Raw genomic sequence first — 22,498 nt, 5'->3', positions numbered from 1 at the left:
GGTACTTCCCGGTCAGCCGGCGGGAGCGGGCGCGGTGGCCGGAGCGGGCGCGGTGGTCGGTGCGGGCGCGGTGGCGTTCGGATCAACACCGGTGCTCGACGGACCCGGATCCATCTGGGATACCAGCCATTTCCCGTCGTGCTTCTCCAGCGTCAGCTGGAACATGCCCAGGTTGGTGACCGGGGTGGTCGCCACACTGCTGGTGCCGGTGATCTCGGCGACCACCAGAGTGGTTGCCGTGTCGGTCGTATTGGACACCACACCCGACGACCAGATCTCAGGTGTGATCTTCAGCTGCATCGACGCGATGTCGGTCTGGGTCTTCTCCCGCTCGTTGAGCAGGTTGTCCCGGAATGCACCGGTGGTCAACGGCGACATCCGATTGACGTACTCACCGGCGGTGGTGGTGTTCATCGAATCGAGCAGTTGGGTGACGAAGTAGTTGGACGCCGCCTTCGCATCCGATGCCGCATCGAGCTTGGCCTTGTCCGACTTCCAGTTGACGCCGAAGAAGATCACGGCACCCAACAAGGCAACAACCACCGCGCCTGCCAGAATTTTTCCGACGACCGCAACGCTGATGGTGATCTGCTTGCCGCCCTTGGTATTCGAGTCGCTCACGACGCGGCCCGGCACCGCGGCTTCGACTGTCGGGACGTCGGCCTCGGAGCCTGCTGCTTTGCGTCGCGGCTTCCCGGTCGGCTTCTTGCTCACCGAGACACCCTCGGTGGGCTCGCCTTCGGTTTCAGGTTTGTTGTTCTCGGCCATACGGCGTTTCTACCTCATAACAATTGTCGGACGGTGGCGCGTGGTGCTCTCGCAGCTCAGCCCAACGGGGCGGTACGCGCATTCGGATCGAAATTCGGTGGCGGACCGGCGGTGTCATCACCGGGCGGACGTGGCGCGTTGGATGCCCCGCGTATCTGTTGTGTCTGATCCTCGGTCACGCAGTACAGGTTGACCGGTACCGAGGCCTCGAGGATTTCGGTCGGCGGTTCCGGCAACACCGGGTAGTCGCAGTACGGACGTGGATAGATCGACCCGTAAGCCCACCAGGCGCCGTCGTGGAACATCGACTGCGCGGTGATCGCCCCGTCGCGGATCGCCGGGAACAGATTCACCAGGGCCGGAGCACGCAACGCGCCCTGCTCGGCGATGTCGAGGAACTGCGTGAGCACACCCGACAACGGATCGGTCAGCTGGTTGAGCGATCCGCCCAGGGTTGTCAGCTGCGCAGGCGCCCGGCCGAGGAAGGTACGCAACTCCTCATCCGAGGCAGCCAGGGCATCGATCAGTTCGCTCATCCCGGTGGTCAGTGTTCCCAGATCCGGCTGGATATCGGCCGTCGTCTCCAGGATCGTTCCGGTGTTCTGGATCAACGTGACCGTTTCCGGGAGTACCCGATAGAGATCGGCAAAGATCACGCCGCCGCTGTTGAACAGCGCACGCAACTGATTCTTACCACCGCTGTCGAGCGCGACGTCGAGCTCGTCGATGGTGATGCGCAGCTTCTCTGCATCGATCTGCCGCACCACGTCGAGCGACGACTCGAGCAGTTTCGGGAATGCGACCGTCGACGACGTCTGTGTGGTCGAGATCTTGTCACCATTCGAAAAGTACGGTCCGTCAGCGGTACTCGGCTGGAAGTCGACGTATTGTTCACCGACGGCGGACAAACCGAGCGCGGCGACGTGCGAATCCTTGCTGATCTTGTATTTGGAGTCGATCACGACCTTCACCTCGACCGAGGTCGGAGTGGTCCGGATCTGGTCGACCGCACCGACCCTGGCCCCGCGCAACGTCACGTCCGATGTGCTCTGCACGCCACCGGAATTGGCGAACTCCACGGTCAGCTCGTACGTGTCATCCAGCGGCCGCCAGCGCAGCACCCCCAAACTCAGATAGCCGAGGCCGACGAACATCACGAGCACCAGGGCAAGGTTCGAGAGCAATATCTTGTGTTTCAGCAACCACGCTGTCATCGCTGTCCCCTCACCCACAACATCCGCGGGTACCGGTCAGCCGGGCCAGCACCCTGGTCAGAGTCTGTTCCAGGCTGTTGACACCATTGGTGAGATCCTCCATCTCGGGAAGCCTGCTGCGCGAATCGAATCCGAATCCCGGCGACAGGTACCAGACCCTCGCGGACACGGTGGCCGCGCTACCGGGTGTCGCATCGACCCACTTGGGGGTCAGCACCTTGAGCCTGTCGGCCAGCGGACCGAGTTCACCGGCGGCGCGACCGAAGGCCTCGACATCGACGGCGAGATTGTTCGTCAGCTCGACCGTGTTCTGACTCTGGCTGTCCAGGAAGTCGTTGAGCGCATCGGTGACCGCCTTGGTCTTGTTCATCGTCGTCACGATCGACGGGATCTGGCCGTTGACGACGTCCAATGCCGGGCCAACCGTGCCGAGCGACGCCACCAACTGATTCCGGCCGTCGGCCAGGTCGGTGGTCACCGCGTTCAGCGACGCGAGCGAGGTGTCGATCTCCTCGGTGTTCATCGCAAGACGGCTGACACCGGTGGTCAGCCCCTGGATCACACCGGTCAGATCCTCCGACTTGCCGCCGATCGCATCAGAGAGTTCGTTGATGATCTCGGTCAGATTCTTGATGGCACCACCGTCGACAAACGCGGTCGCGGTCACCAGCAAATCCTCCACCGTTGCGGCCTCGGTCATCTCACCGGTCAGTGTGTCGCCCGACGCCATCAACGCCGCCGACGTGGCCTCGGCCGGCGGGAGCAACGCGACGAAAACGTCGCCGAGCGGAGTGGCCTGGCGCAGCTGTGCGCCGGTACCGACAGGCAGCTCGATGTCCTTGCGAACGCGCATGGTGACATCTGCCCGGTAGTTGTTGGCGGTGATCGTCTCCACGAGTCCGACGTCGTTGCCGTTGAGCTTCACCTTGGCCCGCGACGGCAGGTTGAGCGCGTTGCCGAAGGATCCCTTGATCTCATAGCCGTCTCCGACGCCACCCGGTGCGGGCATCGGGAGCTGTTCGATGGTCAGCCCCGGGATCGCACCACAACCCGACAACAACATCATTGCTGCCAGGCCGGCGATCACGGTCGCCCGCAGTCGATGTCCGGTCCACTTCTGTCCGGTCCACTTCTGCCCGGTGCGCTGCACATTCCTCATCTGCTCAACTCCACCAGCGCCGAGAACACACCGAGGTCCGAGCCGAAGCCGGTCAACTTGCCGGTCCGGCAACCGTCAGCATGCAAATTGATCGCCTCACAGAATGTCGAGAGGAGCTCGTTGTCGAGCAGCGACTTGTCCACCAGAACCTGTGCGCGCCAAGCCCGTTGCTCCGTCGACACGGAGTTCGCCAGGTTCTCGAAGGCCAACGGCGCAACATCGATGGTGTCGACCAGTTGGCGCGAATAATCGCTCAGGTTGCTGATCAGTCCGGCCAGCCGGCCCATCGCACCACCGAGGGTGTTGGTGTTGGCCTCGAGGAACGTGGCGGTGTTGTTGAGGGTCTGGTTGAGCGCTCCGAGTGTGGCCTGCAGGCCGACCGACTGGTCGCCCAGCATCTGCGACACCTCGGTGAGCGACGCGGAGAATGCGGTCATCTTCGGGTAGTTGTCCACCAGGGCCGTGGTCAGCTCCGACATGTTCTTGATCACCTCGACCAGGGCGTCACCGTTGTCGACACCGACCTGTGCGAACTTGCTGAGCTCGTCGATCGCGGTCTTCATGCGCTCACCGTTGCCGCCGAAGATGCCGGCCGAGATCGTCAACATGTCGCCGAGTGGACCGTTGCCATCCGGGTCGGACGCGAACTCTTGCACCAGATTGTCGACGGTGTCGAACAGCGTGCCGATCTCCACCGGCGACTTCGCGTTCGCCAGCGTGTCGCCTTCTTCGAGCTTCGCCCCTTCGACATACGGCGGCGACAACTCGACGTGCCGGGTGGTCACCAACGAGGTGTTGATGATCGCGGCGGTGGCATCGGCGGGAATCGGGATGTCATTGTCGACGGTGAACTCGACCTTGACGTGTTCGCCCTCCGGAGTGATCGACAGAACCCGGCCCACCGGCATCCCGAGCACCGAGACATCGTTGTCGACATACAGGCCCGCGACGCTGTCGAAGTAGGCCGTCAGCTTGATCGACTGTCCCGCAGCATGTTTCAGACCCTCAGGGATCAGCGAACAACCGGTACCCACCAGGGCCGTGGTGAGCAGGACCGCGATCAGGACAACAGTGCGGCGCACCTGTGCCCCCAGCAGATGAGTATCGGTCCGAGTCAGCATCCGGCCACCACATTCGCTGCGCAGAGCCAGTTGTCGGGGAACAGGCCCCACGGGAGATAACCCATCGCGTACGGACCCGATCCCGTGGTGTTCGCGATCGAGCGCACCGTCAACGGCAGCACCTCGAGCAGATGCCGCAGGTTGTCCCGGTTCTTCTCCATCCCTTCCGAGATCGTGTTCAGGTTCATGACCAGGGGCGCGAACTCGTTGTTGTTCTCCGCCGCCAGCGCCTCCATCTCGTTCGACAGCTCGGCAACACCGTCGAGCAGGCGCATCACCATTTCCTGCCGGGTGGCGATCTTCTGTGCCAGCAGCTGACCCTGCCCGACGATCACCGACAGCTGGTACTGGCTGCTGGTGATCACATCGGTCACCGTCTCGGTGTCCTGGATCAGCAGGTTGATCTGGTCGGTGCGATCGGTGATCACCTGCGACATCTGTGTCAGCGCATCGAGCGTCTGCCGGGTGACCCCTGGCGCATCGGCCAACTGTTTGTTCAGTGCGTCGACGCTGCCTGCGAGTTCGCCGGCGTTGATGCCTGCCAGGACCGGCGTGCCGCGCTCGATCGTCTTCTGCAGGTCGTAGGGCACCTGGGTGTTGGGGATGCGGGATCCGCTCAGCTGCTCGGTCGAATCCCCGATCTTGAGGTCGATGAACCGCTGACCCAGCAACGTCGAGAGTTTGATCTCCGCCGAGCCGTCCACCATCACCTCGACGTCCTTGTCCACCTCCATGCCGATCTTGACGTGGTCGCCTGCCAGCTTGGTCGACGACACCTCACCGACATCGATACCGGCCACCCGAACCTTGTCACCGGTCCGAATACCTCCGGCCTGCGAGAAGTCGCCCGTGTACTCGCGCTTGCCGATTCCGGAGTCGGACAACACAAACGTCGCCATCACAACAACCAGCAAAGCCACCGCACCGAGGACACCAAGCCAGATGAACCGGCTGTTGCGCCAGCTCGTTCGCATGCGATCACGACTGAACACGCTCATCGGCACACCACCGAATGTTCTGAGCCGCCGATCTGGCTGATCAATCCCGGCGGGAACAACACCCCACCGATGGAGACATCCAGGTCGCAGGCATAGATGTTCAGGTATGTGCCCTGACCCATGACCATCGGGAAATGCACCAGGAACAGTGGCAGGTCGATGGCCAGCTGGTCGAGCTTGGCGCCGACGCCGATCAGCTCGCTGGTGGTGGATCGCAGGCCGCTGCCGATCGATTCGACATCCGGACGGATCTGACCGAGCAGCCCGCCGAGACGGTCGGTGGCGCTGCCGATGCTGTCGACCGAGGCACCCAGCGCGGGCGAGTTGGCGTTGAGCCCCTCGATCAGACCGGCCAGATTGTTCACGAGCTCCTGCATCTGTTCGCCCTGCTTGCTCAGATCTCCCATGACCGCACTGAGGTTCGTGATGATGGCGGCGATCACCTGGTCGCGGTTGGCAAAGTCGGAGGCCACCTCGCCGATCTGGGCGATCGTGTAACTCAGTGAGACCTCATTGCCCTGGAATGTCTGGACCAGACTCTCCGAGAGCGCGTTGACCTGCTCCGGTTCCAGGGTGTCGAACACCGGTTGGAACCCGGCCAGCAAAGCCGACACGTCGAACGAGTCCTGCGACGGCTCCTGCAACGTCGAACCCGCCTTCATCCGCTGCTGCTCGGAGTCGTTGACCAGTTCCAAGCCGAGGTATCGCTGTCCGATGAGATTCTGATATTTGATCGATGCGCGGGTGTTGGTGAAGACCGACTGGTCGTTCTGGACCTCGAACTGCACTTCGGCGCGGTTGCGATCGAGCTCGATCGACGCCACCCGGCCCACCCGGACGCCTGCCATCCGCACGTCATCACCTTCGTGCAGACCGGCCACGTCGTTGAAGTGGGCGGTGTACTTGGCCGTCTCCCCCGGTACCGACCGCTCCAGCGTCGACCAGATCGTCCAGGTCAGCACCAGCGCCAGGACGGCAAAGAGACTGAATCCGATCAACGGCTTGCGATAACTCATCTCCCACCTCCCTGAACCTGGACGGACTGCACCAGCGGACCCAGCATCAACGTGTCGGCCGCCGACGGCTCCCGGTCCAGCGCGGCCTGCAGTGTCTTGTTGTCGGTCGCGGTGGTGACCACACCCGGCGCAGACGCCGGGCTCATGTCAGTTGTTGCATCGGAGGTGGTTGCCCCGGCGGGGGTGATCGCCAGCGGACCCGAACTGGTCGGTCCGGTGCCGGTACCGGGTCCGGTACAGCCCGGCCCGCGGGTGATGCCGTATTCCCCGCCGTCGTAGACCGGGCAGTTCTGATGCTTGTACATCTGAAACGGGCTGAAGCTGACACCGATGTTGAGCAGGGGTTTGCCGTTGGTGCCGGTGAACACGGTCAGCACCTTGGCGGCAAGCACGTTGAGTGCGCGCAGGCTCTGCGGCAGCGCGTCGGCATCCACGGCAATGGCTCCGGTCATGATGTTCAGGTCGTTGACGATGCGGATTCCGCCATCTCCGTTGGCCGCGAACAGCGTCTGCAGGCCGTCGATCATGCCCTGTGCGGCGGTCAGGGTGCTCACGAGTTCACGCTGACGCTCGATGATCGTCAGCGACGGCACAACCGCTCGCCCCATCGCGTCGAGGAGTGCGGGCGTGGACTCTTCGATTCCCTGCATGGAGTCGTTGAAGTTGTCGAAGCCCGGCGGCGCACCGTCAGGGAACTGGGCATTGATCTGTTCCCAGTACTGATTGAGGGTGCCGACAAATGCGCTGAACACATTGCCACCACCGCGCAGCGCCTCGGCGATCGTCGCCAGGACGCGACCGATCTCCTCGGGCGGTACCGCGGTGAACAGTTCGCGGAGTTCGTTCTGCACCGACTGCAGGGCGATGGTCTCCTTGGACTCGTCCGCGACGATCTTGCTCCCGCTCGACAGATGACCGTTCGGGTCGGCAGGCGGGATCAGCTCCACCGAGTTGACCCCGAAGAGGTTGCTCGGGACCGTCCGGGCGGTCACGTTGGCCGGAATGCCCGGCGCCTGTTCGGGAATGATGTTGATGTTCACGTCCGACAAGCTGGTGTCGGTGACGTCGATCGAGGTGACCACACCGACGATGAGCCCGTTGTAACGCACATCCGCCTGGCTGACCAGGCCGTCCCCGATGTCCTCGAGACTGGCTGTTACTTCGACCTTTTCGTCGAACGCCCCCTGGTACCGCAATGCGAGCACCGCCAGGATCAGGATGAGGACGATCACGAACGCGACACCGCGCAGAAGGTACTGCGTCGCCGATGGGTTCCGCCCGGTTGTGTCGACCTTCATGCCATCACCCCGAGATCCTGATGCCGGGCGACAGACCCCAGAAGACAAGTGTCAACAAGAGATTCGCGAACACCAGCACGATGATCGACAACCTGATCGCGTGCCCGGCGGCCACCCCGACACCCTCGGGACCACCCGAGGCGAAGAAGCCGTAGTAGCACTGGATGAACGTTGTCAGCATGACGAAGATGACTACTTTGATAACCGAGTAGACCATGTCGCGCGACAGGATGAACTGGTAGAAGTAGGACAGATAGACCCCGTTGCCCTGACCGCTCTGCACCTGGAACATCACTTGACAGGCAATGTAATTCGCGGCGAGTGAGACCGAATACAGCGGGATGATGCAGATGACGGCCGCGATCATCCGGGTGGTGACGAGATACGGCATCGGACGGATCGCGATCGATTCGAGCGCGTCGATCTCTTCACTGATGCGCATGGATCCCAGTTGCGCGGTGAACCGGCAGCCCGATTGCGCGGTGAATGCCACGGCCGCGAGCAGCGGGCCGAGTTCGCGGGTTGTCGCGAACGCCGACACGGCACCGGTCACCGGCGACATCCCGAGCAGGTTCAGCGCGGTGTAGCCCTCGATGCCGACCGTGGCGCCGCCCATGATGCCCAGCAGGATGATGACGCCGATCGTGCCGCCGCCGACCACGATGGCACCGTTGCCCCAGGTGACGTCGGAGAGCAGGCGCCAGATCTCTTTGCTGTAGTGCTTGAACGCGATCGGGACAGCCCCGACCGAACGGACCAGGAACGTGACCTGGTGACCGATCAGAACCAGGACGTCGCGGGGTCCCTCATAGACCTTCTTGCCCCACTCGACCGGCTTCAGTACCGGGGGCGTGTATTTGGACGCAACCATCTCAGACCACCCTCGTCGGGACGAGCACGGCGAAGATCTGGGTCAGGATGACGTTGACCGTGAACAGCAGGATCACCGAATTGACGACGGCGGCGTTCACCGAGTTCGCGACGCCGGACGGTCCGCCTTTGGTGTTGAGACCGCGATCGCATGCGACCACGGCAACGATCGCACCGAAGATCACCGCTTTGAGAATGGCGAAAGCGAGATCGGCCGGACTGGCAAACGACGCGAATGTGCCGGTATAGCTACCCGGCGTACCTCCCTGCGCGTAGACGTTGAACACATAGCCGGTGACGAATCCGATGAAGCAGACAAAGCCACAGAGCAGGAAACTGACAACCATCGTCGCGAGCAGTCGCGGCGAGATGAGCCGCTGGGTCGGGTTGACGCCCATGACCCTCATCGCGTCGATCTCGTCGCGAATCGTGCGAGAACCGAGATCCGCCGCGATGGCCGAGCCGACGGCCCCGGCGAGCAGCAGCGAGGTCACCAGCGGAGCGCCCTGCCGGATGACGCCGAGGCCGGTGGCCGCACCCGAAAACGAGGTGGCACCGATCTGATTGGCGATGTTGCCGACCTGAATCGAGACGATCACGCCGACCGGGATCGCCACCAGCAGGGTGGGGATCACCGAGGTGTTCGCCATGAACGCACATTGGCGGATGAACTCACCGAACGGGAACCGCCGCTTCACGATGTCGACAAAGAGAACTTTGAAGACTTCGAGGAACAGCGTCATCTGCCGGCCGAAGGTCTCGAACGAGGCAACGATGTGCTCACGAAACCACCGAGTGAGCGGTGCCGGCCTTCTGCGTGTCGCGGCAGCTCCCCCGGTGCCTGCCGTCACGGATTGTGTAGTCACGCCCTACCTTCGTTGTCCCCGCCACACGTAACTGCATCGTGTGAGTTCGCTCATAGTGCCATATGGATATCGAACCACCCAACGAACACGCGTGGTCCCCCTGAAAACCTGGTTCCGTAGCGCAACTGATGCAATACGGGACTCCGGAAAACTCCCCCGAGAAATGGAAGCGTGCGAAGTCACACTAGCCCAGGTCCCGATCCTGATCGGTACCCGGTGCGATTCTTCGTTAACTTAGCCCATCGAGAGGGGCCGCAACCAGAAGACTGCACATACAGCGTTCTCGGCTCCGAGGACATACGGTTCGGGGGTGACATTCCTCCCGGTGTGGGCGCCTGCCGCACAGAAGATGCGCGTGATCATCGACGGTACGAGACACGAGATGCTGCCGCGCCCTGGCGGCTGGTGGGAATCTCCGGTCAGCGCCGCACCCGGCGCGCGGTACGGATACCTGATCGACGATGCCACCGAGCCACTCCCCGATCCGCGTTCGGCGAGACAGCCGGATGGCGTCCACGGACTCAGTCAGGTTCACGAGATCGCGGAGCAGGTCTGGACCGATACCGACTGGGTGGGCAAGCCGGTCGCCGGAGCGGTCATCTACGAGCTGCACATCGGGACGTTCACGGCCGCCGGAACCCTGGATTCGGCGATCGACAGACTCGATCATCTGGTTTCACTCGGCGTGAATTTCGTCGAACTGATGCCGGTCAATGCCGTCAACGGTACCCACAACTGGGGCTACGACGGTGTCGGCTGGTACGCAGTCCACGAACCCTACGGCGGCCCGGACGCGCTGGTTCGGTTTGTGGACGCAGCCCACGAGCGTGGGCTCGGCGTCATCATCGACGCCGTCTACAACCACCTCGGACCTTCGGGCAATTACCTCCCGAACTTCGGCCCGTATATGACCTCCGGCGCCAACTCGTGGGGGCAGGCGGTGAACCTGGACGAGGCCGACTCCGACGACGTCCGCGAGTTCATCCTCGGCTCCGCACTGCGATGGATGGAGGTCTTCCATGCGGACGGCCTACGACTCGATGCCGTGCATGCCCTCGTCGACCGGACCGCACTGCATCTGCTCGACGAACTCCAGATCCGCACCGACGAACTCTCGGCCCGGGTGGGCCGACCCCTGTCACTGATCGCGGAGAGCGACCTCAACGACCCCCGGCTGATCACCCCGCGCGAGTTCGGCGGGTACGGCCTGGCCGCGCAATGGTGTGACGACGTCCACCACGCAATCCACACCGCGGTCTCGGGCGAGCGCCAGGGCTATTACGCCGACTTCGGCAATCTCGAAAGCCTGTCGAAGGTCCTGCGGGAAGGTTTTCTCCACGCCGGGACATACTCGTCCTTCCGGCGTCGCAGGCACGGCCTGCCGATCGAACCGGAGCTGGTCAAGGCCACCTCACTGGTGGTCTACACGTGCAACCACGATCAGATCGGCAACCGCGCGATCGGCGACCGGCCCAGCGAATACCTGAGTGCCGGACAACTCGCGGTGAAGGCGGCGCTGGTCCTGACCTCCGCATTCACCCCGATGCTGTTCATGGGTGAGGAATGGGCGGCGAGCACACCGTTCCAGTTCTTCACCTCGCATCCGGAAGACGAACTCGGTGAGGCGACCGCGAACGGCCGCAAGGCCGAATTCGCCGAACACGGCTGGGATGCCGCCGAAGTCCCCGATCCGCAGGCCCCGGCGACCTTTGAGCGCTCCAAGTTGCGCTGGGACGAGGTCGGCGTCGGCGAGCACGCCCGGGTGCTCGCCTTCTACCGCGCACTGATCGCGCTGCGTGCCCGCGAACCCGATCTGACTGCGAACACCTTCGATTCGGTGGCCACCGATTGGGCCGCCGACGATACCTGGTTCGCCATGCACCGCGGCGGAATCACCACGGTGGTGACGCTGACCGGGCAGTCGGTCCCTTTGCCGTTCACCGGCACCGTCTTGCTGGCCTGGGAACCGCCTACTCCGGACGGCGTAATGGCCGGACACAACGCAATCGTCATCCGCCGGACCTGATCCCCTCGCCCCCCCAAACGCTCCGGTTATACGAGGATGCTCCACATATTTGTGGAGCATCTTCGTATAACCGGAGCGTTTGAGTAGTGGGGTCCGGGTCAGGTGAGGTAGCGGTAGGCCGGGGATCCGGGTTCGAGACGCTCACAGGTCAGGCGCGAGTTGTCGATCCGGCCGAGCAGCGGGCCCAGACCGTCCGGCGATCCGAGTTCCACACCGACCAGTGCGGCACCGGTCTCCCGGTTGTTGCGCTTGACGTACTCGAACAGCGTGATGTCGTCGTCCGGGCCGAGCACCTCGTCGAGGAATCTCCGCAGGGCGCCGGGTTCCTGCGGGAAGTCCACCAGGAAGTAGTGCTTGAGCCCGCGATGAACCAGCGATCGTTCGATGACCTCGCCGTACCGCGAGACGTCATTGTTGCCGCCCGAGAGCAGACAGACCACAGTCCAGCCCGGTTCGATCGGCAGGTCGTCGAGCGCGGTCACCGACAGCGCACCGGCAGGCTCGGCGATGATGCCCTCGTTCTGATAGAGCTCCAGCATGGCCGAGCAGATCGCGCCCTCGTCGACATGCGTGATGTGCGAGCCGCCGATGGGCAACTTGTCGACGTCGTGATGCACCGTGCTCGCCGGCGGGAGGTCCGGATGCGAGGCGACGGTCGCGCCTGCGGCAACCATGACCTGATGCCCGATGTTCCCGATGCGCCTGACGGCGGCACCGTCGACAAATGAGTCGATCTTGTTCAAGGTGACCGGACCACCGTCGACAAGCGCTGCGGACAGCGAGATCGCACCGGTCGGTTCGACACCGACGATGCGCACCTTGTCACTGTGCGCACGGAGATAGGTCGTGATGCCGGCCAGCGCGCCACCACCGCCCACCGGCACGACCACCAGATCGGGCATCACCCCGAGTTGGGCGACGATCTCCTTGGCGATGGTGCCCTGTCCGGCTGCGGTGCGAGGGTCGTCGAACGCATGGATCCAGGTGGCTCCGGTGGCCGCGACATCGGTCAGCGCCGCGGCCGCCGCAGCGTCGTAGGTGTCTCCGACGGCGATGAGTTCGACGAACTCCCCACCGTGCCAACGAATCCGGTCGCACTTTTGTTTGGGTGTGTTGATCGGTACGTAGATCCGGGCCCGAATCCCCATGGTGCGGGCCGCGTAAGCAACGCCCTGCGCATGATTGCCTGCGCTGGCGGCGACCACACCGGCGTCACGTTCGGCGTCGGTCAGCTGCGCCATGACGTTGTAGGCGCCACGAATCTTGTACGAGCGCACCGACTGCAGGTCTTCTCGCTTGAGGTAGACCGTTGCGCCGGTGCGCGCGGACAACCGCTCGCAGAGCTGCAGCGGAGAGGCGACAACCACGTCACTGATGCGCTCGGCCGCCGCGTCGATTGCGGCGGCATCGAGCGGTGTGGCGATGGTGTTGTCGGTCGAAGATCCACTAGTCACGCCCGCAATGGTCTCACTTCACCAAAACGCGGTTCCCGCCGCCACACCTGCCCGGTTACTGCGCGGGCTCGAGCACAAACACCGGGATCTGGCGATCGGTCTTCTTCTGGTAGTCGGCGTATGGCGGGTATGCCTCCACTGCGCGCTCCCACCAGATCGCCTTCTCCTCACCGAACACCTCGCGGGCGACCATGTCCTGGACCTTCGGGCCGTCCTGGAGTTGGACCTGCGGGTGGGCGACGACGTTGTAGTACCAGACCGGGTTCTTCGGTGCCCCGCCCAACGATGCGACGACGGCGTACTTGCCGTCGTGCTCCACCCGCATCAGCGGGGATTTACGGAGTTTGCCGGACTTGTTGCCCACGGTGGTGAGCACCACCACCGGCATACCCTCGAGCTCGGTGCCCTTGGTGCCGCCCGACTTTTCGATCTCTTCGGCCTGCTTGCGCGCCCAGTCGGAAGTACTCGGCTCGTATTCACCCTGTAGTGGCATCGATCCTCCATATGTGTTCACGTGCACGAACCGCGTGCACGAATTCCGGTCAACCTCCCCCGCCGGGCCGATATTCCTGCCCGTTGGGGGTCTAAACGCTCAAACAGGACGGTCCGAGCAACGCCTTGAGATCACCCATCAGTGCCGACGTCGGGTTGACGCGGAGCTGATCGTCGAGTTTCAGCGTGGTCTCCTTGGAGCCGCTGGTCAACCGGACGTGGACGTCGGAGGTTCCGGGATGACGGACCAGCACCTGCTTGAGCGCGCTGACCCGGTCGGCGGTGCACAACCTCGTCGGCATGATCAACGACACCGGCTTGGCGACTCCGACATGCGAAAGATCAGGTACGGCAAGATCATTCGCGGAAATCATCATGCTGTCATCACGTAGGTTGACGCGCGCCTTCACCAACACCACCGCATCGGCGGCGATGTCCATGCCGAATGCCTGATAGGCCCGCGGGAAGAAATAGACCTCGACGCCACCGACCATGTCCTCGATCTGGACAACGGCGTACGACTCGCCCTTCTTGTTGACCCGTCGGGTGACGGCCGAGATGATGCCGCCGATCACGATCTGCGCACCGTCTTTGGCATTGCCTTCGAGCAACGAGGTGATCGACGTGTCCGTCTGGGCCGAGATGACGTGCTCGACGCCGTTGAGCGGATGGCCGGACACGTAGAGCCCCAACATCTCTCGTTCGAGTGCGAGTTTGTGTTTCGTATCCCACTCTTCGTCCGGGACCTTCACCGCGAACGCATCGTCGGTGACACCGCCGCCGCCGTCACCACCGGCGTCACCGAACAGATCGAACTGTCCGATCGCCTCGGCCTTCTTGGTACCCAGGACCGCGTCAACCGCGTCCGCGTGGACCAGGAACAGGCCCTTGCGCGGATGATCGAGCGAGTCGAAGGCGCCGGCCTTGATGAGCGATTCGGTGACCTTCTTGTTGCAGGCGGTCACGCTGATCTTCGCCAGGTAGTCCGAGAAGCTCGTGAAATTCGACTTCTCTTTGCGCGCTTCGATGATCGAGGCGACCACGCCGCTTCCGACGTTGCGCACCGCGGCCATACCGAACCGGATGTCCTCACCGACGGCGGAGAAGTTCTGCTGCGACTCGTTGACATCCGGTGGTAGCACCGTGATCCCGAGGCGTCGGCAGTCGGCCAGATAGATGGCGGCCTTGTCCTTGTCGTCGGCCACCGAGGTGAGCAGGCCCGCCATGTACTCGGCCGGATAGTTGGCTTTGAGATACGCGGTCCAGAACGAGACCAGACCATAACCGGCAGCATGCGACTTGTTGAACGCGTAGCCGGCGAACGGCAGAATCGTGTCCCACAGTGCCTTGATCGCGGCCTCGGAGAATTCGTTGTCCAGCATGCCTTGCCGGAACCCGGCGTAGGCCTCTTCGAGCACCGAGAGTTTCTTCTTACCCATGGCCCGACGCAGGATGTCGGCCTGTCCGAGCGAGTACCCGGCCACCTTTTGCGCGATCTGCATGATCTGCTCTTGGTAGACGATCAGACCGTAGGTGTCGCCGAGGATCTCCTTGAGCGGCTCTTCGAGCTCCGGATGAATCGGGCTGACCGGCTGCCGGTTGTTCTTACGGTCGGCATAGTCGTTGTGGGCGTTCATGCCCATCGGACCCGGACGGTAGAGCGCCAGCACCGCGACGATGTCACCGAACCCGGTGGGCTGCATACGTTTGAGCAACTCACGCATCGGTCCACCGTCGAGCTGGAAGACGCCGAGCGTGTCGCCGCGCGCCACCAACTCATAGGTGGCCGGATCATCGAGCGGCAGTGCATCGAGGTCGATGTCGATGTTCCGGTTGAGTTTGATGTTGTCGATGGTGTCGCCGATGACCGTGAGGTTGCGCAACCCCAAAAAGTCCATCTTCAACAGACCGATGGCCTCACACGACGGGTAATCCCAGCCGGTGATGATGGCGCCGTCCTGCGCGCGCTTCCACACCGGGATCGCCTCTGTCAGCGGCTCGGACGACATGATCACCGCGCAGGCATGGACGCCGGCGTTACGGATCAGACCTTCGAGGCCGAGGGCGGTGTCGTAGATCTTCTTGACATCCGGATCGGTCTCGATGAGCGTGCGGACCTCGCTGGCCTCTTTGTACCGCTCATGGCCGGTATCGGTGATACCGGCAATCGTGATGTCCTTGGCCATGATCGGCGGCGGCAGTGCCTTGGTGATGCGGTCGGCGATCGCATAACCGGGCTGGCCGAACTGGACGCGGGCCGAGTCCTTGATCGCGGCCTTGGTCTTGATGGTTCCGAAAGTGATGACCTGGGCGACCTTGTCGCTACCCCACCGTTCGGTCGCGTACCGCACCATGTCGCCACGACGACGATCATCGAAGTCGATGTCGATATCGGGCATCGACACACGCTCGGGGTTGAGGAACCGCTCGAACAGCAGGCCGTACGGAATCGGGTCGATATTGGTGATGCCCAGCGCCCAGGCCACCAGTGACCCGGCGGCCGATCCACGGCCCGGACCCACCCGGATGCCGACCTCGTTGGCATGCCGGATGAGGTCTCCGACCACCAAAAAGTAAGCGGGGAAACCCATCTGGATGATCACGTCGAGTTCGTAGCTCGCCCGATCGAGGTATTCCTGCGGCACCTCCCGGTCCGGGAACCGCCGGGTCTTCAGACCTTGTTCGACCTCTTTGCGCAAAAAGCTCGGCTGCGTCTCGCCTTCGGGCACCGGGAAGATCGGCATCCGGTCACGATGCTCGAAGACCTCGGAGTAACTCTGTACCCGCTCGGCGATGAGCAGCGTGTTGTCGCAGCCGCCGGGTACCTCCTGGTCCCAGAGCTCGCGCATCTCGGCGGCCGACTTCAGGTAATAGCCGTCGCCGCTGAATTTGAACCGCGTCGGATCGGACAGCGTCTTGCCGGTCTGCACACAGAGCAACGCCTCGTGGCTGGCGGCGTGATCTTTGGTGACGTAATGGCAGTCGTTGGTGACCAACGGTGGGATCCCGAGCTTGCGAGAGATCTCGAGCAAACCGTCGCGGACGCGGCTCTCGATCTCGAGGCCGTGTTCCATCAGCTCCAGGAAGAAGTTCTCTTTGCCGAAGATGTCCTGCCACTTGGCGGCGGCTTCGAGTGCTTCGCGCTCATGGCCGAGTCGCAGTCGCGTCTGGACCTCGCCGGACGGACAACCGGTGGTGGCGATGATGCCCTCGGAATGCTCCGCGATGATCTCCGCATCCATGCGGGACCACTTGCCGAGTTGTCCCTCGATCGACGCCCTCGACGACAGCCTGAACAGGTTGCGCAGACCGGTGGCGTTCTCGGCCACCATCGTCATGTGGGTATAGGCGCCGCTACCCGAGACGTCGTCGCCCTTCTGGTCCCGGCTGCCCCACAGGACGCGTTTGGTGTTCAGACGCGACTCCGGTGCGATGTACGCCTCGATACCGATGATCGGCTTGACGCCCATATCGGTGGCAACGTTGTAGAACTCACTGCCGCCGAACATGTTTCCGTGGTCGGTCATGCCGATCGCGGGCATCTCCAACCGGGTGGCCTCGGTCATCATCGGTTTGACCTTGGCGGCCCCGTCGAGCATCGAGTACTCAGTGTGGTTGTGCAGATGGACAAACGAATCCGACACGCGCTACCTCTCAATTCGAACTCTCGAACACCACGCCGACACCACCGCCGAGAGCGGGTCGCGGGCGCAAGGCCTTCAGTCTAGGCGGGGCTACCGACGAGCTCGGACAGGCGCGGCGGACACCTCATCAGGAAGTGACGGATGTGCCTGTTGCGACGCACTGTGACCTCGTCATGCAACGCACTGTGACCCCGTCATGCGACCAGGAAGATCGCCACCACGATCGCGATGGCCACCACGACCAACCCGATCAGCAAGGCGATCATCACCGCGTTGGAATCCGAGGCACCGGTACCTGAGGCATTGGCCCCCGACTGATTTTGGGCGGGATGTCGTGGCTGCGAATACTGCGGCGAGACCTGGTGCGCGGGCGACGGCGTCGCCTGCTGGTACCGCGGGGCAGCGCTCTGCCCCGGCTGCTGCTGCCCGAGCGACTGGGGTCCGGCGGATTGGTTGGGCGTTGGCGTGGAGTGCCGCGGCAGCGGTGTCACCGGACCTGCCGGGCGGGAGGTCACCGGTGGCCTGGCCGAGACCGACGGCGAGTAGGCGGACATCCCCTGACGTAGTGCTGATTGCAATGCGTCGGTGAACTGCCTGCAGTTGGCGAACCTGTCGTCGGCCTCCTTGGCCATGGCCTTGGCGATGACCGAATCAACGGCGGGCGGCACCGCAGGGACCATCTCGGACAACCGCGGCACCGGCTTGCTCAGATGTCCGGCGATGACGTCGGCGGTGCCGTCACCCTTGAACGGAACCCGGCCGGCCAGCAGATGAAACGTGGTGGCCGCCAAGGAGTACTGATCTGTTCGGGCATCGACCGACTGGCCTTTGAGCTGCTCGGGCGAGGCATAGGACAACGTCGCGAGGACTGTTCCGACGACGGTCAGCGATTCGGTCTCGTTGGCCGCCTTGGCCACACCGAAGTCGGTCAGCAACACCCGCTGTTCATCGGCATCGGTGGTGTAGCCGCGGTCGATCCCGTCACCGAATTCGCTCGACTCATATTCCGACAGCAGGATGTTGGCCGGTTTGATGTCACGGTGCAGCAACCCGCGCCGATGTGCGTAGTCGAGGCCACGGGCGATCTCACCGGCGATCCGGACGACCCGCTGCGGCGGCAAACCCACCTGCGCACCGGCCCTCTCCTGCGCACGCTGCAATTCCTGCGCACAGTCGGTGCCTGCGACGTACTGCATCGAGATCCAGAGCATGCCGTCGTTGCTGCCCCGGTTGTAGATCGTGACGATGTTGGGGTGGTCGAGTCCGGCAGCGACCTCGGCCTCCCGCAAGAACCGCTTACGGAACTGATCGTCCTGCCCGACCTGCTCACCGAGCACCTTGATGGCGTCACTGCGCGGCAGTTCGGGATGTTTGGCCAGGTATACCGCGCCCATGCCGCCACTACCGAGGGCACGCTCCACCCGATACCCGGCAATCCAGGACCCCGGCTGCAACATGGTGTCCCCTCCCACAACTCGCGAATTGTCTAGGGCACACCATATAACGAGCTAGCTCGCCGGAATGGGTCCATCGTCGGGCACCGGTTCGACGACATCGACCATTGACGGGAGCAACGGAATCACGGTGAACATGCCCGCCGAGGCATCGGTTGGCAATGCCTCAACCGCCCGGACCCCCGGAGCGGTGGCGACCTGCTGCAGGACGGCGAGCCGATCGCGGACCACCAGTCCGATCAGGCACGTGCATCCGGCCCGCAGCCGTGCTGCGGCCACCGCACCGACCTGCTCGGCGCGGTCGGTACCTGTCGACCGGACGATCACCTGCTCGGCAGCGATCTGCTCCGACCAGTAGAACGAATCCTTGGTGTTGCCGGTCGCGGCCCGCACCGTCGGTGTCTGAACTCTGTTGATCTGCACGTTGAAGATGTTCTGCGACAGCAACATCGTCGGATATGAAGTGCCCAGATCCCAGCCCTGGTCGAGTGAGTTCGCCGCCGACAACGAGATCAGCGCCCACCGGTCGGTGTCGGGTCCGGACAACGACTCCTCGGCGCGGGCCAGATAACCGGCGACCTGTTCCCCGTTGTCTGGGCCCAGGACATCATCGGTGACCACCGGCTTCGGGACCGGATTGACCACACCGACCACATACAGGCCGGCCACCAGCACCACGATCACGGCCAACAGGCCAAGTGCGGTGCGGACGGCCGAACTCATGGCTAACCGGCCCGGAGAATGTCCAGCGCACGCTGCAGATCCGCCGGATACGGACTCGTGAACTCCACCAGTCGACCGTCAGCCGGATGAGCGAACGACAACGCCCTGGCGTGCAGCCACTGCCGCTCCAGCCCGAGCCGGGCGGCGAGCACCGGATCGGCGCCGTACGTGAGGTCGCCGCAGCAGGGATGGTGCAGGGCCGAGAAATGCACCCGGATCTGATGTGTGCGGCCGGTCTCCAGATGCACATCGAGAAGGCTTGCAGACCGGAACATCTCGACGGTGTCGTAGTGGGTGATGCTGTGTTTGCCCGAGGCCGAGACCGTGAACTTCCAGTCGTTTCCGCGGCTGCGGCCGATCGGGGCGTCGATAGTCCCACTGCGCGGATCCGGATGCCCCTGGACCACAGCGTGATAGCGCTTGTCCACGGTGCGCTGCTTGAAGGCCCGCTTGAGCGAGGTGTACGCGCGTTCGGAGGTGGCGACCACCATCACACCCGAGGTACCCACGTCCAACCGGTGCACGATGCCCTGCCGCTCATGGGCTCCCGAGGTCGAGATACGGAATCCCGCTGCCGCCAGACCGCCGATGACGGTCGGTCCGGTCCACCCGACCGACGCATGGGCCGCGACCCCGACCGGCTTGTCGACCACCACGATGTCGTCGTCGGAATAGATGATCTCCATGCCTTCGACCGGTTGTGCCTCGATGGTCAGGACCCGCGCCGGTGCAGGGAGCACCACTTCGAGCCATTGACCGCCGACCAGCTTGTGGGACTTGCCGACCGGTGCACCCTCGACGCTGATGTCACCGTCGTCGGCAAGTGTCGCCGCAACCGTCCGCGACAATCCGAGCATCCGGGCGACGCCCGCATCGGCTCGCATACCGTCGAGACCGTCCGGAATCGGCATGGACCGTGATTCCCGGGTCATGCGTCGCGGCCGTTCTCTGTTGAATCATCCGTGCTCACGTTGTCGTTCACTGCCTTTGTTGTTGTCGAGGTGCTGGTGTCGTCGGCCCGGTGGTCGTCGTCGCGGCGGTCGCCGGCGCGGGTTCCGTCGAACTCGAACCCGAAGAGGGTCAGACCCACCAGGAGGACGGCGCCACAGACCACCGCCGAGTCGGCGACGTTGAACACCGGCCACCATCCGACCGACACGAAGTCGACGACGTGCCCTCGGAGTACGCCGGGCGACCGGAACATGCGGTCGATCAGGTTGCCGACGGCGCCACCGAGCACCAACCCGAGACCGACGGCCCACCAGATCGAACCGAGCCGACTGCTGTACCGCACGATCCCGACCACCACGGCGAGCGCGACGATCGTCAGGACCCACGTGTATCCGGTGGCCATCGAGAAGGCCGCGCCACTGTTGCGCACCAGTTTGAAGGTGACCGTGTCGCCGATGATCTCGATCGGATCCCCGGGTTCGATCACCGCGACCGCGATGATCTTGGTCACGAGGTCGGCGATCAGGATCACGACGGCGACGATCACCAGGGTCACCCAGACCTTGGGCCGGGCCGGTTGCGGGGCTGCGTCAGCGGTCGAATCGCCGGCTGACTGGGGGGTGGGCTCGCTTGTCACCTGTCCATCATCCATGAGTGACTCGATACGCTGGCGGCCGTGTCCTCTCCTGCTCCGCTCCGGTCATCGACCCGAGTCCGATTTCTGTCGATTCCCCACCTTCCCCTGTTGTCGCGACCGGTCGGATCCCTCGCCGCGGCCCTGATCCTGACCCTCGGCCTGGCCGGATGTGGATCGAACGACGAAAGCACCCCTCCTCCCGCACCGACGGGATGCGCCACCGATTCCACCGCCGGTTCCACGGACGCGGCTCTACTACCGGTCCCGCCCGCGAAGGTCACCCTGGAAACCGCAGGTGACGAGCCCCTCGGGGTGGCGCTGAGCGCGTTCGACCGGGCCAGCGCACAACCCGCCAAGCTCGTGACGACGTCGACGTTCGCCTCCCCGGACGGCGAGGGTGCCGCCTCGTCGGCGACCACGGTGGACCTACCGATGACGTCCCGCGTCAACTGCACCGATGCAACCGACATCGACCTGCAGATCGGTGCCGCCGGCTCCCCCGACACCGCCCTGAACGAAGCACTCAAAGCCCAGGACGGCTCGCGGGCCGGTATGAGCATCGGCACAGGTATGGCGCCCATCTCACTTCGGATCCTGCCGGGCAAGGACGCGGACGACAACGCACGTCAGGCGGTGGAGGAAGCCCTCATCTCCACCTTCCAGCGATCGGTCACCCTGCCAACCGAGCCCATCGGGGTCGGGGCACGATGGGAGGCCGTCCGGACCGTCAACGCCGGAGCCAGTGTGCGTCAGACGATCAATGCAACGCTCACCGAACGTGAGGGCGACCGGCTGACGATCGAGTTCACCATCGATGAATCGCCGAACAACTCGGTGTTCCGGCTTCCCGAGGGCGGCACCCTGAACATCGAGAGCTATTCGATGACCGGTGGCGGAACAGTCGTCATCGATCTGACGCGGGGTGTGCCCGTCTCCGGTCAGATGAACATTTCCGGTGGTCGCACCCTGGTCGGCGGCGATGGAACCCAGTTCCGGCAGCTCCTCGGTTTCAACTCGACGTGGTCGCAGTAGCACTGGTCACCGCACGACCCAGCGCACAGCAGCACCGGCGCCGATCGCGAAGAGTTCGCGTTCGGCGCCGGTGCTGGTCTTGTATCTGTTGTCGTCCCGATTGCTCAGGTCAACGTGTGTCCTAGCTGGTGGCCGGGCACATCGGGCTGGTCTCGTTGGCAGCCGACAGAAGCAGGCAGACCGTGGTCGAGGACAGCTTCCAGGTGCCCTGATCGAAGACGATCAAAGCCTCGAGCTGCTGCTCCGGGGTGTCCGGGAGCTTGACCTTGACGTTGGCCTTGGCCTGGTCCTTGCCCGCGGGGCGGACCGGGGCAACGATCTGGTAGTCCAGGTCCGGGTTGGCCTGGGCGGCCTCGACCAGCTTGTCGAAGAGTCCGGGATCCTTGTCGGAGTTCTGCACCAGCTTGGTCTTCTCACTGGCAGGCACATTCGGATCCAGCGCCGTCTCCAGCATGGTGTTGAGCTGCGCGGCGGTCGGCGGCTTGCTGGAGTCGGTCAGCCCGCCCTCGCCCGGGGCCTCAGAACTGACAGACGACGTAGTCGTGGTGGTGGTGGTCGAGCCGCCGTCGTCGTCGGAGCAGGCAGCAATGGACAGGAAGGCGCATACTGCGACTCCGGCGGTCACGAACTTACGAAGCTTCAAAATCCGTCCTTCTCATTTCACAACCGGTCACCGGAAGTGACAGGTGAATCTGGTCGTTGGGCCAAATCGGCATCGGTCCCGACCCACTATGCCAAATGCTTCTGGATTTGACCCGTACGGTCAGGGAGTCAA

19 protein-coding genes are annotated in these 22,498 nt (G+C 63.8%); 2 read left to right on the top strand and 17 right to left on the bottom strand.

Features of this window, described 5'->3' with window-relative positions:
- Positions 1-12: 12 nt before the first annotated feature.
- The 9 genes from AC1TQG_RS27505 to AC1TQG_RS27465 are packed head-to-tail and all read right to left on the bottom strand — an operon-like array spanning position 13 to position 9,187.
- Positions 13-768 (bottom strand): hypothetical protein, encoded by a 756-nt coding sequence (locus tag AC1TQG_RS27505; protein WP_482142097.1) that lies wholly within the window; start codon positions 766-768, stop codon positions 13-15.
- Positions 769-824: 56 nt separating this feature from the next.
- Positions 825-1,982, bottom strand: coding sequence for an MlaD family protein (locus AC1TQG_RS27500; RefSeq protein ID WP_482142096.1), 1,158 nt, complete (start codon positions 1,980-1,982; stop codon positions 825-827).
- A gap of 10 nt (positions 1,983-1,992) precedes the next feature.
- Positions 1,993-3,141, bottom strand: a complete 1,149-nt coding sequence (locus AC1TQG_RS27495) for an MlaD family protein (RefSeq protein ID WP_482142095.1) — start codon at positions 3,139-3,141, stop codon at positions 1,993-1,995.
- Positions 3,138-4,262: an MCE family protein gene (locus tag AC1TQG_RS27490; RefSeq protein ID WP_482142094.1), complete on the bottom strand. Its 1,125-nt coding sequence runs from the start codon at positions 4,260-4,262 to the stop codon at positions 3,138-3,140. The genes AC1TQG_RS27495 and AC1TQG_RS27490 overlap by 4 nt, the downstream gene beginning before the upstream one ends.
- Positions 4,256-5,260 carry an MCE family protein gene (locus AC1TQG_RS27485; protein ID WP_482142093.1) on the bottom strand — a complete coding sequence of 335 codons (1,005 nt, stop codon included), beginning with the start codon at positions 5,258-5,260 and terminating at the stop codon, positions 4,256-4,258. Before AC1TQG_RS27485 ends, AC1TQG_RS27490 begins: the two co-directional genes overlap by 7 nt.
- Positions 5,257-6,276: an MCE family protein gene (locus AC1TQG_RS27480; protein WP_482142092.1), complete on the bottom strand. Its 1,020-nt coding sequence runs from the start codon at positions 6,274-6,276 to the stop codon at positions 5,257-5,259. The genes AC1TQG_RS27485 and AC1TQG_RS27480 overlap by 4 nt, the downstream gene beginning before the upstream one ends.
- Positions 6,273-7,574, bottom strand: a complete 1,302-nt coding sequence (locus AC1TQG_RS27475; RefSeq protein ID WP_482142091.1) for an MlaD family protein — start codon at positions 7,572-7,574, stop codon at positions 6,273-6,275. The genes AC1TQG_RS27480 and AC1TQG_RS27475 overlap by 4 nt, the downstream gene beginning before the upstream one ends.
- A 4-nt stretch (positions 7,575-7,578) precedes the next feature.
- Positions 7,579-8,445, bottom strand: a complete 867-nt coding sequence (locus tag AC1TQG_RS27470) for an ABC transporter permease (protein WP_482142090.1) — start codon at positions 8,443-8,445, stop codon at positions 7,579-7,581.
- 1 nt (position 8,446) lies between these two features.
- The gene (locus AC1TQG_RS27465) at positions 8,447-9,187 is read right to left on the bottom strand and encodes an MlaE family ABC transporter permease (protein ID WP_482142155.1); all 741 of its coding nucleotides are present in this window, start codon (positions 9,185-9,187) and stop codon (positions 8,447-8,449) included.
- A 433-nt stretch (positions 9,188-9,620) separates the two neighbouring features.
- On the opposite strand from AC1TQG_RS27465, the gene treZ reads away from it, so the two are divergent.
- Positions 9,621-11,336, top strand: a complete 1,716-nt coding sequence (gene treZ, locus AC1TQG_RS27460; RefSeq protein WP_482142089.1) for a malto-oligosyltrehalose trehalohydrolase — start codon at positions 9,621-9,623, stop codon at positions 11,334-11,336.
- A gap of 98 nt (positions 11,337-11,434) precedes the next feature.
- Here the strand turns inward: treZ and ilvA are convergent, their stop codons facing one another.
- The 7 genes from ilvA to lspA all read right to left on the bottom strand — a co-directional run bounded on the left by ilvA (position 11,435) and on the right by lspA (position 20,706).
- Complete coding sequence (gene ilvA / locus AC1TQG_RS27455; RefSeq protein ID WP_482142088.1) at positions 11,435-12,790, bottom strand: threonine ammonia-lyase IlvA; 1,356 nt, start codon at positions 12,788-12,790, stop codon at positions 11,435-11,437.
- 55 nt (positions 12,791-12,845) lie between these two features.
- The gene (locus AC1TQG_RS27450; protein ID WP_482142087.1) at positions 12,846-13,283 is read right to left on the bottom strand and encodes a nitroreductase family deazaflavin-dependent oxidoreductase; all 438 of its coding nucleotides are present in this window, start codon (positions 13,281-13,283) and stop codon (positions 12,846-12,848) included.
- Between the two features lie 91 nt (positions 13,284-13,374).
- Positions 13,375-16,926, bottom strand: a complete 3,552-nt coding sequence (gene dnaE, locus AC1TQG_RS27445; protein ID WP_482142086.1) for a DNA polymerase III subunit alpha — start codon at positions 16,924-16,926, stop codon at positions 13,375-13,377.
- Between the two features lie 194 nt (positions 16,927-17,120).
- Positions 17,121-18,383, bottom strand: coding sequence for a serine/threonine-protein kinase (locus AC1TQG_RS27440; protein ID WP_482142085.1), 1,263 nt, complete (start codon positions 18,381-18,383; stop codon positions 17,121-17,123).
- A gap of 51 nt (positions 18,384-18,434) precedes the next feature.
- A complete protein-coding gene (locus AC1TQG_RS27435) occupies positions 18,435-19,103 on the bottom strand; it encodes a hypothetical protein (protein ID WP_482142084.1) in 669 nt (222 codons plus the stop codon).
- 2 nt (positions 19,104-19,105) lie between these two features.
- Positions 19,106-20,035: an RluA family pseudouridine synthase gene (locus AC1TQG_RS27430; RefSeq protein ID WP_482142083.1), complete on the bottom strand. Its 930-nt coding sequence runs from the start codon at positions 20,033-20,035 to the stop codon at positions 19,106-19,108.
- Complete coding sequence (gene lspA / locus AC1TQG_RS27425; protein WP_482142082.1) at positions 20,032-20,706, bottom strand: signal peptidase II; 675 nt, start codon at positions 20,704-20,706, stop codon at positions 20,032-20,034. The genes AC1TQG_RS27430 and lspA overlap by 4 nt, the downstream gene beginning before the upstream one ends.
- 24 nt (positions 20,707-20,730) lie before the next feature.
- Here lspA and AC1TQG_RS27420 point away from each other — a divergent pair, with 24 nt between their 5' ends.
- Complete coding sequence (locus tag AC1TQG_RS27420; RefSeq protein WP_482142081.1) at positions 20,731-21,723, top strand: hypothetical protein; 993 nt, start codon at positions 20,731-20,733, stop codon at positions 21,721-21,723.
- Positions 21,724-21,844: 121 nt separating this feature from the next.
- On the opposite strand, the gene AC1TQG_RS27415 is transcribed toward AC1TQG_RS27420, so the two are convergent.
- The gene (locus tag AC1TQG_RS27415; protein ID WP_482142080.1) at positions 21,845-22,366 is read right to left on the bottom strand and encodes a WKL family lipoprotein; all 522 of its coding nucleotides are present in this window, start codon (positions 22,364-22,366) and stop codon (positions 21,845-21,847) included.
- Positions 22,367-22,498 lie beyond the last annotated feature (132 nt).

The sequence above is a fragment of the Williamsia sp. Y844 genome, from assembly GCF_056786475.1.
Note: the sequence above shows the minus strand (reverse complement) of the source record. Positions and strands in the feature narration are given on the sequence as shown.